At 40.0% G+C, this 12,512-nt stretch carries 10 protein-coding genes; 6 read left to right on the top strand and 4 right to left on the bottom strand.

The features are described 5' to 3' along the window. Nucleotides 1–21: 21 nt before the first annotated feature. Genes ACP5NR_RS00915 through ACP5NR_RS00900 form a run of 4 tightly spaced genes read right to left on the bottom strand, consistent with a single transcriptional unit; the run spans nt 22 to nt 3,847 of the window. Entirely contained in the window at nt 22–1,044 is a 1,023-nt protein-coding gene (locus ACP5NR_RS00915; protein WP_428005798.1) for an ABC transporter ATP-binding protein, read from the bottom strand. 14 nt (nt 1,045–1,058) lie between these two features. Next, nucleotides 1,059–2,024 carry an ABC transporter ATP-binding protein gene (locus ACP5NR_RS00910; RefSeq protein WP_428004235.1) on the bottom strand — a complete coding sequence of 322 codons (966 nt, stop codon included), beginning with the start codon at nt 2,022–2,024 and terminating at the stop codon, nt 1,059–1,061. Between the two features lies 1 nt (nt 2,025). Continuing rightward, on the bottom strand, nt 2,026–2,862 hold the full coding sequence (locus ACP5NR_RS00905; RefSeq protein WP_428005797.1) for an ABC transporter permease: 837 nt from the start codon (nt 2,860–2,862) through the stop codon (nt 2,026–2,028). Between the two features lies 1 nt (nt 2,863). Beyond that, the gene (locus ACP5NR_RS00900; RefSeq protein ID WP_428004237.1) at nt 2,864–3,847 is read right to left on the bottom strand and encodes an ABC transporter permease; all 984 of its coding nucleotides are present in this window, start codon (nt 3,845–3,847) and stop codon (nt 2,864–2,866) included. A 285-nt stretch (nt 3,848–4,132) separates the two neighbouring features. Here ACP5NR_RS00900 and ACP5NR_RS00895 point away from each other — a divergent pair, with 285 nt between their 5' ends. The 6 genes from ACP5NR_RS00895 to ffh all read left to right on the top strand — a co-directional run bounded on the left by ACP5NR_RS00895 (nt 4,133) and on the right by ffh (nt 12,509). Continuing rightward, nucleotides 4,133–5,986: an ABC-F family ATP-binding cassette domain-containing protein gene (locus ACP5NR_RS00895; RefSeq protein WP_428005796.1), complete on the top strand. Its 1,854-nt coding sequence runs from the start codon at nt 4,133–4,135 to the stop codon at nt 5,984–5,986. Beyond that, nucleotides 5,983–7,482, top strand: a complete 1,500-nt coding sequence (gene hutH / locus ACP5NR_RS00890) for a histidine ammonia-lyase (protein ID WP_428005795.1) — start codon at nt 5,983–5,985, stop codon at nt 7,480–7,482. The genes ACP5NR_RS00895 and hutH overlap by 4 nt, the downstream gene beginning before the upstream one ends. After that, nucleotides 7,479–9,662 carry a ribonuclease R gene (gene rnr / locus ACP5NR_RS00885; protein WP_428004240.1) on the top strand — a complete coding sequence of 728 codons (2,184 nt, stop codon included), beginning with the start codon at nt 7,479–7,481 and terminating at the stop codon, nt 9,660–9,662. Before hutH ends, rnr begins: the two co-directional genes overlap by 4 nt. Beyond that, on the top strand, nt 9,574–9,831 hold the full coding sequence (locus ACP5NR_RS00880; protein ID WP_428005794.1) for a metal-sensitive transcriptional regulator: 258 nt from the start codon (nt 9,574–9,576) through the stop codon (nt 9,829–9,831). The genes rnr and ACP5NR_RS00880 overlap by 89 nt, the downstream gene beginning before the upstream one ends. Before the next feature lie 13 nt (nt 9,832–9,844). Further along, nucleotides 9,845–11,098, top strand: a complete 1,254-nt coding sequence (locus ACP5NR_RS00875; RefSeq protein WP_428004241.1) for a S41 family peptidase — start codon at nt 9,845–9,847, stop codon at nt 11,096–11,098. A gap of 88 nt (nt 11,099–11,186) precedes the next feature. Then, nucleotides 11,187–12,509 carry a signal recognition particle protein gene (gene ffh / locus ACP5NR_RS00870; protein WP_428004242.1) on the top strand — a complete coding sequence of 441 codons (1,323 nt, stop codon included), beginning with the start codon at nt 11,187–11,189 and terminating at the stop codon, nt 12,507–12,509. Nucleotides 12,510–12,512 lie beyond the last annotated feature (3 nt).

The raw sequence follows: 12,512 nt of genomic DNA, 5'->3' as shown, positions 1-12,512 counted from the left end.
GGATAAGGGGTATTTCACTTTTTAGACTTTTTTTATTTCATTTTGTTCAGATCGATTTTTGTACAGTATACATCTTGTAAAATGTCCATCGTCTATCTTTACCATATCAGGTACTCTTTCTTTGCATTCAGGCTTTGCAAATGGGCATCTTGGCTCAAACGGACACCCCGGAGGCAGATTCGTCAGATCAGGCACCTCTCCTCCGACATCCACCTTTTCCGGCTCTAACCCCGCTTCCGGTTTAGGTGCCGCCCTTTTCAACAATTGCGTGTAAGGATGTTTCGGATCGTTTATCACATCGTCAGACGGACCTATTTCGACTAAATGGCCTGCATACATTATCGCAATCCTGTCCGACATGTAATGCGCCCCTGCCAAATCATGTGTTATGAAAAGATATGACACGCCTTCTTTTTCTTTCAACTCCAACATCTGGTTCATTATGTCAAGCCTTATCGATACATCCAACATGGATGTCGGTTCATCCGCAAGTATCAATTGAGGTTGAACCGCTATCGCACGCGCTATACCTACTCTTTGTCTTTGTCCTCCGGACAATTCGTACGGAAATTTGTCGTATATCTGCTGTGGCGGAATAAGGCCGGCTTCCTCGAGTGTTTCCAGTACTTTATTCTTTATCTTGTCTTTCTCAACTATTCTGTGTATCTTCAAAGGCCTTGTCAGGCCATATCCAACTGAATGCAAAGGATTAAGGGATGAAAACGGATCTTGAAAGATCATCTGCACATGTTTTCTGTAACTGACAAGTTCTTTGTGTTTCATCCTTAAAGGAGTTTCTTCGCCGTTGAGCAGTATCTTTCCGGACGTTGGCTCGTACAGCCTGACTATAACCCTTGCAACTGTCGTCTTTCCGCTTCCGGATTCTCCGACCAATCCCAAAACTTCTTTTTCTCCTATTTCAAAATCTATTCCATTTATAGCATGTACCACTCTTGTCCTTCCAAGTGATCCTATTCTAAACTCTTTCACGAGATTTTTTACTTCTATGACGCTTTTCATATTCGTCGCTTTTTTAACCTGCATCGTCTCCACCTAAATCACTTCCCATCGTAGAGATGGCATGCAACAAAATGTTCGCTCTCTATCTCCACAAGTTTTGGATTTTCAACATCACACACGCCGCTTATTCGCTTTTCGCATCTCGGGTAGAACGGACATCCCTTTATTTCCCCCGAAAGATCCGGCGGACGTCCCGCTATCCCATGAAGTTTTTGCCTTTTCCCGACCAAAGGCGGGAATGAGTGCATAAGACCGTAAGTGTATGGATGCATCTGTTTTGCGTACAACATTTCAGACGGCGCCTTTTCTATTATCTGTCCCGCGTACATTATGGCCAATGAATCTGAAATCTCAACGAGCAAGGACAGATCATGGGTTATGAAAATTATCGCAAAGCCGAGTTTCTTTCTCAACTCATCGACCTCTTGAAGTATCCTTCTCTGTACGACAACATCCAACGCCGTCGTCGGCTCATCCATGATTATGAGTTTCGGGTTAAGTGCCAGTGCCATCGCTATGACAACCCTTTGTTTCATCCCTCCGGATAACTGGTGTGGATACGCGTCCAAATATTTGGATGAAACGTTGACCAAGTTGAGCAATTCTTTGGCACGCTTTTCAAGTTCCGACTCTGTCATGTTGGCATGATACTTTATCGAATTGTATATCTGTGTCCTTACCTTTAAGACCGGATTCAAAACGTTCATCGATGCCTGAAAGACCATCGAGAATTCTTTCCATCTCATCTTTCTCAAACTCTCGTCGTCGACCTTCATCAAATCTATACCGTTGAATTCTATCGATCCTGAGAAAATCTTTCCGGGCGGCATAAGCAACCTTATGACTCCGAATGCTAATGTCGATTTGCCGCAGCCTGATTCTCCCGCTATGCCAAGAAATTCTCCTTGATTTAACTCAAAAGACACATTCCTTACCGCCCATGTCTTGAATTTGGTGAATTCGTATCCTGCATTCAAATCTTTAACTTTAAGTAATGCGCTCATCTTATCGCTTCCTCAACCTTGGATTCGTTATCTCGTCAACTGCAAAATTCATAAGGGCAAAAGACATTCCAAGCAATGCTATAAGCAATCCCGGCACTGCCGCCCACTCCCATAATCCAAAGAGCAAGGCCTGATTGTTCTGCGCCCAGTAAAGAATTGTACCCCAAGATATGGCACTTGAATCTCCGAGACCTAAAAATTCGAGACCTGCTTCACTCAAAACCGCATAGACGGCCGCACCAAAGAAATTTGCGACTACGAGACTTAGCATGTTTGGAAATATGTCTGAAAAGATTATGTGAGAGGAACTTTCACCGACCACAACCGAAGCATTCACATAATCTCTGCTTTTTAAAGTTAAAACCTGTGATCTTAAAGTCCTCGCCCCCCATGCCCATCCCGTTAAGGATATGACAAAGATTATCGTCCATACTCCTTTAACAACTATGAAAGCGCTTATTATGATTATGAGAGGAAGACCAGGGATGACAAGGAAAATGTTCGTTATCGTCATCAATATGTCATCCGTCAGCCCACTCAAATACCCGGATGAAAGTCCTATTATGACCGATATAATCGTCGTTATGGCTCCCGTTATGAGACCAACCATCAAAGACAACCTTGTGCCCCATATAACCTGCGAGAGTATATCCTGTCCAACGGCAGTTGTACCGAGCCAGTGCTTCCAACTTGGTCCTTGGAGCGGTGTAAAGGCCATTGAACTCGGAGAATAAGGCGCTATAAATGGAGCAAAAATGGCCAGTGCCACAAAGAAAAGAAAAATTATAACTCCTATTGTTGACTTTCTATTGCTGAAGAAGAGTTTTACGTAATTCATGTCATTCACCACCCGATCTCGCTCTTGGATCAAGAAAAACATAGACTATGTCTGCTATGAAGTTCGCAATAAGCACGGCTATCGTTATGAAAAGGAATATGGCCTGCATCAAAGGGTAGTCTATATTTAAAACCGCTTGATAAAGCAGATATCCAACTCCAGGATAAGAAAAAACAATTTCCGTTAAAAGCACACCGCTTATGACAAAGCCTATTGCCATGGCAAAGCCTGTAAAACTTGGCAAAATTGCGTTTCTTGCGGCATAATTCAACTCTATTTCACTTTCGGGAAGGCCTTGAGCGAAAGCGAAAGTTATGTAGTCATCAGATAGAACGCTTATCATGTTGTTTCTCATCGTCAACATCCATCCTCCCATTGCCGTTATGACTATTGTTCCGGCAGGAAGTATGGCATGATACAAAACGGACCATACAAGTGCTAATCCACCAAGACCTGATGTGGATGAATAGGCACCGCCCAACGGAAACCATCCAAAAATGAAAGCAAAAACATATTCAACTATTAAGGCAAACCAAAAGTAGGGCATTGAATTTAGAAAAAAAGCAAATGGAACGGCTATACTACTTGATGTCGAATTTCTTTTCCATGAAACTCTTATGCCGAGCAATGTTCCAATGATAAAGGCTATGACGGTGGAGATTCCCGCTAATCCCAACGTCCAAGGTATGGCCTGCGACAGCACCTGTCCCACCGTGGTTGGATAAAAACTCACAGATATTCCAAAATTGCCAGTTAACATTCTGCCCAGATAATCCCAATATTGAAGAAACATGTTTTCATGTGTGTTTATACCAAAAGCAATTTCGAGGGCACTTATTGCTTGAGGATTTAGCCTTCCTTGAAACTTTGCTATCATGACTTCGGCCGGATTGCCCGGCATAAGCCTTGGCAGAATGAAGTTTATCGTTACCGCTGCCCATGCCGTGATGAGAAAAAACATCACTCTTTTCAATATGTACTTCATCTAAAAAGCCTCCAAAACGTAAATTTGCGCTCTACCTATATGTTTTAATATACCATTTTATTTGTAACCCATGTATATAGCATATTCAGGAATTTATACCGATTTTTGGCTATTTTTAGCCAAAAATAGCCAAAAAAATGTTATTACTACTATTTTCACGTTATTTCTTTGTTTAACTGATGATATCACCTAATATTATGTTTTGCATTTCAAGTACAGTTGAAGGTTTTCCCATAAATTGTATCGGTGCAGCAAAGAATGATATAATTCTTCCGGAGGAAAAAGATGATTCTTAAGATTGAAAATCTCGAAATGCAATTTGGAGATCGTGTGCTTTTTTCAAATGTCAATCTTCAGGTTAAAGCGGGAGAAAAGATCATCCTAATCGGACCAAATGGATCTGGAAAGACGACATTTTTAAAAGTCTTAAACGGTGATCTTGAGCAAACAGATGGAAGGATCGAGTTTTACGGTCACAAAATTGGATCTATCAACCAGTTCAGAATGGGTGAAGACAAAACACTTTACGAAGAAGGATTATCGGCCTTTGAAAAAGCCATATCGTTTTACAATTTGGCCATCGATAGTGCCATAAAAGACGATATCGATGAATACGATAATGCCCTTGCAAGTGCAGAAGCATATGGTATTTACGCCTCTGAAAAACGGGTAAGAGAAATGCTTAAAGGCGTCGGCTTTGAAGAAAAAGATTTTGGAAGAATGTTATCGACACTTAGCGCAGGTGAAATAACAAAACTTGAAATAGCAAAAGTACTTATAATGGATCCAGAACTCATCATCTTAGATGAACCAGGAAATTACTTGGACATTTACGGCCTCGAATTTTTAAATGAAGTGCTTGTTTCTTTAAAGGGAGCGGTTATAATAGCCACCCATGACAGAAAAATGATGGAAAAAGTTCCCGATAAAATATGGGAAATAGATTTTGGAACGATAAAATCTTACGACGGTAAATATTCTGATTTTCTAATTCAAAAAGAAAATTTCCTTAGATCGATTGAACATAGAACCGGTGATCTTGATAAGAAAATAGTAAATCTTAAAAAATCGATAGATCGTTACAGACAATGGGGAAGAGATAAAGCGGTTAAACAGGCTAAATCTAAAGAGAAAATCGTTGCAAAGTTGGAAAAAGAAAGGACAAATTACGAATTTGAGAGGCAAAAAGTTTTTAAAACACTTCATTTTCAAGTTGAAAATGTCACGGAGGATGTGATTTTAAAAGTCACGGATCTTGAAGTCTTTGCCGGTCAAAAACGAATCGGCAACTTTTCTTTCGAAATTCATAATGGAGAGAAAATATCCCTTTTGGGTAAAAACGGCATTGGAAAGACCTCCCTTTTGAAGACAATTATATCAGACAAAACACACGTGTCATTTGGCCCGAATACTTTTATGGCATATGTGGATACCGTTGGTTCGGAAAGATCTAAAAAAAGCGTTATCGAAGAGATATGGGAAATTGTGCCACTTTGGAAAGATTACGAGGTCAGAAGGTACATAGGAAGATTTGGATTTGAAGGAGAAGATGTTTTTAAAAGTGTAAATTCACTTAGCGGCGGAGAATTCGTGAGATATCAACTTGCCAGAGCGCTGATAAAAAATCCAAATTTTCTTATAATGGATGAACCAACAAACCATCTTGATCTTTACATGATAGAATCTCTTGAAGAGACCATTTCGGAATATGCAGGAGCGGTACTTTTTACAACTCACGATCTCGAATTTGCAGAACATATAGCGGATAGGTTTATCGTCATGGATGAAAATGGTTTGCATCATTTCAAAGATTATCAAAAAGCAGAAGATTTTTTGAAAAGTTCTGTAATTTTGAGAAAAAAAGCATCAAATGCCGGTGCTGACGTTGATAAAAGAAAAAAAGTCAGAAACAGATTAAAAAAAATAGAACTTGAGATTGCAGAATTCGAAAAGCAATTATCCGATATCAACAATAGCGTAAAGAAAGTAGAGTTACAGATGATGAACGAAGTGGATCATGTAAAACTCATGAAGATGGTTCAGGATAAAGATGGATTTGAGAAGCAGGCCGAAGAGATAATAGGAAAAATTTACGATCTCGAATCAGAAAAAACACAATTAGAGGAGGAAATGTTATGACGTATTCGATAGATGAAAAGATAAGTTTGGAAGAACTCGTTGCCGTCTCGAGAGATCATGAAAAAGTTGAAATATCACAGGATGCTTACGCACGAATAAACCATTCAAGGAAAATAGTGGAAAGATTGCTTTCTTCAGACCGGGCTATGTACGGAATAAATACCGGTTTTGGTGCTATGGCTACTGTCAGTATATCTCCAGATGAGATAAACGAACTTCAGTCAAATCTTGTCCGAAGTCATTCGGTGGGCGTCGGGCCTGTTCTCGATGAAGAAAGCGTAAGGGCTATGATGTTGCTCAGAGCCGTTTCTCTTTCAAAAGGTTATTCAGGGGTGAGAGTAGCGGTCGTAAAACAGATTGCTGATTTTCTGAACAAAAATATAACACCGGTTGTTCCATCCCAGGGCTCTGTCGGCGCCAGTGGCGATCTTGCTCCGCTTGCCCACGTTGCACTTGCCATGATGGGAGAAGGAGAAGTCTTTTATAAAGGTAAGATCGTCAATGCAAAAGAGGCTTTGGATCTGGAAGGAATAAAGCCACTGAGATATGAAGCGAAAGAAGGACTTGCTTTAACCAACGGCACGCAGGCGATGACGGCTGTTATGGCCATTTCGCTGTACGATGCAAAGATACTCTTTGAAAACGCTTTGATCACGTCTGCCATTTCTATAGATGCACTTAAGGGATCTACAACGCCTTTTGATCCCAGAATACATGAACTCAGACCTTACGAGGGTCAGAAATATGTTGCCGCTAAAATTCTCGAATACATGGAAGGAAGCGAGATAAGAGCGTCTCACATAAACTGTTCAAAAGTCCAGGACGCTTATTCTCTGAGGGCAACTCCACAGGTTCTTGGCGCCGTTAAAGATTCTCTCGATTACGTTGAAAAAATTCTTTCAGTCGAGATGAATTCGGTAACGGACAATCCGTTGATCTTCGAAAATGACGTTTTAAGTGGTGGGAACTTTCATGGCGAACCGATAGCACTTGTGGCCGATTTTTTCGCAATAGCCATCAGTGAACTTGGAAACATAACTGAAAGGCGAATAGACAGGCTTGTGAACCCGCTTGTTTCGGGTCTTCCTCCTTTTCTTGCCGAAGGCAAGGTGGGACTTAACTCAGGTTTGATGATGTGGCAATACACGGCGGCATCTTTAGTTAGCGAGAACAAGGTTTTATCTCATCCCGCTTCCGTTGACTCTATTCCAACCTCAGCCTATCAAGAAGATCATGTGTCTATGGGAACAACGGCAGCCATGAAGGCAAAAAGAGTTTTTGAGAACACTTCCAAAATCATAGCGATAGAAGGTATGATCGGATCAAAAGCGGTGAGAGTTCACAGACCTTTGAAGACGGGTAAAAAATTAGAGCCGGTAGTCGATCTTATAAATTCAAAAATCAAAGACGTAAAAGGTGATCATTACATGAAAGAAGAATTTGACGAGATTTTGAAAATCGTTAAAAGTCAAAATATGAGAGGAATGATCGAATGAATCGTGAAGAATTTGGAAAATATTTAAATTCTCAATCTTATGTTCCTTCAACGACAAAGGAAATATCCGAAAAATTAGGGGTCAAATCGGATGAAATCGTTGACTTAATCGAGCAGTTTGAAGAAGAAGGCCTCATTTACAAAACGAAAAGCGGCAAATGGCATCGTGTAAGGTCGAATGAGATGGTGGGCATCATAAAATTCACGAGATCCGGTAAAAAAGCCTTTATAACGTCTAACGGCAAAGAGGCCCTTGTGGAAGTTGCGGACACATTTTGGGCATTAAACGGAGATAAAGTGCTTGCCGAAGTTTTCGAAGTTGGAGATGACATACTCCATGGCAGGGTCTTAAAGATAATAGAAAGATCTATGGATCGAATCGTCGGGGTTTACAAATCGCCTTGGACAAATTTTGGGTACGTTATTCCGGATGATCCTCGAGTTATTTACGAATTCAGGGTTTACTCCAAAGATGCCATCGAAGCGGTTGACGGCGACAAAGTTGTTGCCCGTATAACTCACTATCCTGATTCAAATTCGGAGGGCATCGTCGAAATAATCGAGAAAATAGGAAAAGCAGATTCCCCGGAATCAGATCTTCCAAGCATCATAGAAAAATATAAATTGCCAAAACCAGAAGAATTTCCAAAATCGGTCAGAAAAGCCGTCAGATCTCTTCCCAAAACGGTTACACCGGAAGATATCGTTGGAAGAAAAGATTTCAGATCTAAACATGTGTTTACAATAGATGGAGAGGATGCAAAAGATTTTGACGATGCATGCTCAATAGAAAAACTTCCAAATGGTAATTACTTGCTTGGAGTTCATATAGCAGATGTTTCCAATTACGTCAAAGAAGGAGATCCTATTGACAAAGAAGCCTTTAGGAGAGGAACGAGCGTTTACCTTATCGATACCGTGATTCCAATGCTACCGTTTGAATTGTCGAACGATCTTTGCAGTCTTGTGGAAGGCGAGGATAGGTTAACCCTTTCTGTTGAAATGGAAATAGACGAATACGGAAGAATTATCAAAAAGAATTTTTCAAAGAGCGTAATTAAATCCGTTAAAAGGCTCACCTACAACAAAGTAACGAAACTTCTTGAAGATCCAGACAAGGAAACGGAAAAAGAAATAGGCTTTCTGAGGCCTGATCTTGAACTCATGCGAGAACTCGCCCACACCATAAAGACAAGCAGGCTTGGAAGAGGTTCCATAGAATTCACTTCAGATGAAGTGAAGATAGAAATTGAAGACGGGAAAGTCAAAGACGTAACTTTGCGAGTTCAAAATATCGCCGAAATCATGATTGAAGAATTCATGATAAGTGCCAATGAGTCTGTGGCGGAACTCTTCGATAGAAGCGGTTTACCTTTCATATACAGGATCCACGGTAAGCCTGATTTTGAAACGATTTCGGAACTTTCAGAATATTTAAAGGCAATAGGAATAAAATTTAAAATAACGGAAAATATCCAACCGATAATGCTTCAAAGAATTTTGGAGCAGATAAAAGGGCATCCGCTCGAATCTGTGATCCAAAGATTACTCGTCAGATCCATGAAAAAGGCTATTTATTCCGAAACAAACGTTGGTCATTTTGGCCTCGCTTCTTTGAATTACACTCATTTTACAAGTCCTATAAGAAGATATCCCGATCTCGTGGTCCACAGACTTCTGAAAATATACATTGAAAATGGGAAATTTTCTAAAGAAGAGATCGAAAATTATTCTAAATTATTACCGTCTATTGCCAAGCAAAGTTCTGAAAGAGAAGTGGTAGCGGATCAGGCAGAAAGAGATCTCATTTCCATAAAGAAAATTGAATATGCAGCAGATCACATAGGAGAATCTTTTGACGTTGTTGTGACGGGTGTGACGGATTTTGGAATATTCGTTGAAATACCAGACAAAAGTATAAGCGGTTTAATTCACTTATCAACCTTGAGTGATTATTACGTTCATGATGAGAAAATGAATATCCTTACGGGAAGAAACGGAAGAGTTTTTAGAATGGGAGACAAACTCAGGGCAAAAATAATATCCGCGGATAAAACAAAGGGAAACATAGATTTTTCGTTGGAGGAAAAACATGGAAAAGATGGAAAGGGAAAAAATTATAAAAAGGCTCAAAAGAATAGAAGGACAGGTAAGGGGCATTCAATCGATGGTAGAGAATGAAAGGGCATGTCCGGACATTTTGCTTGAAATTTCGGCCATAAAGTCTGCCCTTGATTCTGTGGGAAGGATACTCACAAAAGATTATACTTACGATTGTTTAAGAGATTTTTCTTCAACCGGAAATGAAAAACTTGAATCACTTTTGAAGGCAATCTTCAAATATCGTTGAAAGGAGAAAGTAAATGAGAAAATTTCAAAAAATCATCGTTTCTTTCTTTTTGATTGCCGCCATAGTAAGTGCTGCATGGGCCACAGAGAATTTGGCACAATCAAACTCAGATACCGTAAGTCAAGTGCTTAAATTGATAAAAACCTATTATTACAACGAATCATCAGTTGACTTTGAAAAACTTCAAGATGCCGCAATAGAAGCAATAATAGCAAATCTCGGAGGTCATTTTACTTACTATTTTTCTCCAAGCGAGGCAAAGGAATTCAGCATTCAAACCTCTTCTCAGTACGGAGGCATAGGTACGGAAGTGACATTTAACGCCACGAGTAACGCTATCGAGGTTATAAGTCCAATGTATGATTCACCCGCAGAAAAGGCTGGCATAAAGAGCGGAGATCTCATAACATCAATAGATGGTACAAGTGTTAAAGCACTTGGTTACGTTAAAGCCGTGGATGCCTTGCGCGGTACACCAGGATCGACCGTGACAATTCAACTTTACAGGCCTTCTGATAAAGCAACGATGACTTTGATGTTGAAAAGATCCATAATAGAACTCAAAACCGTAAAGTCAACTACGTTTGAAGCCTCGGGAACTAAAATCGGTTACATCCGTATAACGAATTTCAGCGAAACAACATCAAGTGATTTCAACAGTGCTTTTGCAGCCCTTTTAAATCAGCATATTCAAGGTTTAATTTTAGACTTACGGGATGATCCGGGAGGTTTGTTCACCGCTGCTTTAGACGTTGCAAGCCAATTTCTCCCACAAGGTAAACTTATAATTACCATGAGAGACAAAAACGGATACGAATACCCATTTAAATCTGCCGGAGGACTTGATCCTAAAATTCCAGTTGTTGTGCTTGTTAACAATGGATCCGCTTCTTCTTCCGAAATAGTATCGGCAGCCTTGAGAGATAACGATATCGGTGTGCTCGTCGGTGAAAGAACATTTGGAAAGGCAGCCGTCCAGACTGAATTTCAATTGAGCAACGGAGGTTTGCTCCTGTTAGTCACAGATCATTACTTTACCCCAAACGGTCAGGATATAAATTTAAAGGGAATTGAACCTGATTATGTCGTCTCATCCGGTGCAACGCCAACGGAAGCGGAAAGTTACAAGCAACTTATACAGAGTGTGGTTATGTCCACTCAAAGTACAGCAAAGATAAATTTGTCAGATCCTCAATTCCAAAAAGCAGTTGAAATACTGGTAGGTGAGATAAAAGCCGGAGTGACATTCCCAAAGGATTTAAAGTAACTCTTCTTTCTTCATTCACAAATTGTTTCATTTTTCTTAATTGACTTGAGAGGCATCCGTAGAGTATACTTACCCCAGAGGTGTGTAAATGTTCGAAAGTTTACAGGGTAAGTTGACAGAAGCGTTTAAAATTTTAAGAGGCAAAGGAAAGATAACCGAAAACAACATTCAGGATGCCGTCAAGCAAGTTAAACTTTCTTTGCTCGAAGCAGATGTCAATTATAAAGTCGTCAAAGATTTGACGGAAAAAATTTCTCAGCGTGCGATTGGAGAAAAGGTAATCCAAAGTATATCGCCAGATCAACAATTCATCAAGATCGTGAATGATGAATTGTTGAATCTTTTTGGCGATCAACCGTCCCTTGATTTGCATTCAAGGCCGGCTGTCATATTGATTGCAGGACTCCAGGGGAGTGGAAAAACTACTGCCGCGGCCAAACTTGCTTTGTGGCTTAAAAAAAAGAACGGTAGAACACCCGTACTTGTCGCCGATGACGTTCATAGACCAGCGGCTATCGATCAACTCGAGACTCTGGGTAAAAGCATAGATGTGCCGGTTTTTTCAGGAGACAGAAAAGATCCTTACAAGATAGCAAAAGAGGCTTTCGACTTTTCGATCAAAAAAGGAGCCGACGTACTGATAGTTGATACGGCAGGAAGGCTTCAAATAGATGAAGAAATGATGAAAGAGGCCGAAGCGATAACAGAAATCGTCAAACCAGACGAGATCCTCATGGCACTTGATTCAATGGCTGGCCAAGATGTCGTAAATGCTGCCGTTGAATTTGATAAACGTCTTTCTTTAACCGGTTTTATACTGACAAAACTTGACGGAGATGCGAGAGGCGGTATAGCGTTGTCAACGAAGTATGTAACCGGAAAACCGATAAAATTTTCAAGTATGGGAGAAAAATTAGATCAGTTTGATCTGTTTTATCCGGATAGAATTGTATCGAGAATTCTTGGAATGGGAGACATAGTATCGCTTGTCGAAAAAGTTCAAGAAGACCTCGACAGCAAAAAAATGGAGGAAATGGAAAAAAGGCTTAAAAAAGCGCAATTTACATTCGATGATTTTCTTGATCAACTTCACCAGATAAAAAAGATGGGATCCCTTTCTTCGATACTTGAAATGATACCTGGCGCCCAAAACATGAAGGATTTAAAAATTGACGACGAACAGGTTAGACATGTTGAAGCCATCATAAATTCAATGACAAAAAAAGAAAGAAGCAATCCCGAGATCATGAATTTCTCAAGGAAAGAAAGAATAGCACGTGGAAGCGGCAGACCAATTTCAGAGGTAAACAAATTGATGAAAAATTACGATGAAATGAAAAAAATGATCAAGAGTTTTAATAAAATGGATAAAAAAGGTAAAATCGGAAAATTTCCATTTCAGATGAAATGAACA

The sequence above is a fragment of the Athalassotoga sp. genome, assembly GCF_049965695.1.
Lineage (GTDB): Bacteria > Thermotogota > Thermotogae > Mesoaciditogales > Mesoaciditogaceae > Athalassotoga.
This window is presented reverse-complemented; position numbering and strand designations above follow the sequence as displayed.

Bases quoted from the DNA above. Each gene is read 5' to 3' on its own strand.
- ACP5NR_RS00895 (WP_428005796.1), top strand. From the start codon at position 4,133: ATGATTCTTAAGATTGAAAATCTCGAAATGCAATTTGGAGATCGTGTG.
- ACP5NR_RS00900 (WP_428004237.1), bottom strand. From the start codon at position 3,847: ATGAAGTACATATTGAAAAGAGTGATGTTTTTTCTCATCACGGCATGG.
- rnr (WP_428004240.1), top strand. From the start codon at position 7,479: ATGAATCGTGAAGAATTTGGAAAATATTTAAATTCTCAATCTTATGTT.
- ACP5NR_RS00880 (WP_428005794.1), top strand. From the start codon at position 9,574: ATGGAAAAGATGGAAAGGGAAAAAATTATAAAAAGGCTCAAAAGAATA.
- ACP5NR_RS00915 (WP_428005798.1), bottom strand. From the start codon at position 1,044: ATGCAGGTTAAAAAAGCGACGAATATGAAAAGCGTCATAGAAGTAAAA.
- ffh (WP_428004242.1), top strand. From the start codon at position 11,187: ATGTTCGAAAGTTTACAGGGTAAGTTGACAGAAGCGTTTAAAATTTTA.
- ACP5NR_RS00910 (WP_428004235.1), bottom strand. From the start codon at position 2,024: ATGAGCGCATTACTTAAAGTTAAAGATTTGAATGCAGGATACGAATTC.
- ACP5NR_RS00875 (WP_428004241.1), top strand. From the start codon at position 9,845: ATGAGAAAATTTCAAAAAATCATCGTTTCTTTCTTTTTGATTGCCGCC.
- hutH (WP_428005795.1), top strand. From the start codon at position 5,983: ATGACGTATTCGATAGATGAAAAGATAAGTTTGGAAGAACTCGTTGCC.
- ACP5NR_RS00905 (WP_428005797.1), bottom strand. From the start codon at position 2,862: ATGAATTACGTAAAACTCTTCTTCAGCAATAGAAAGTCAACAATAGGA.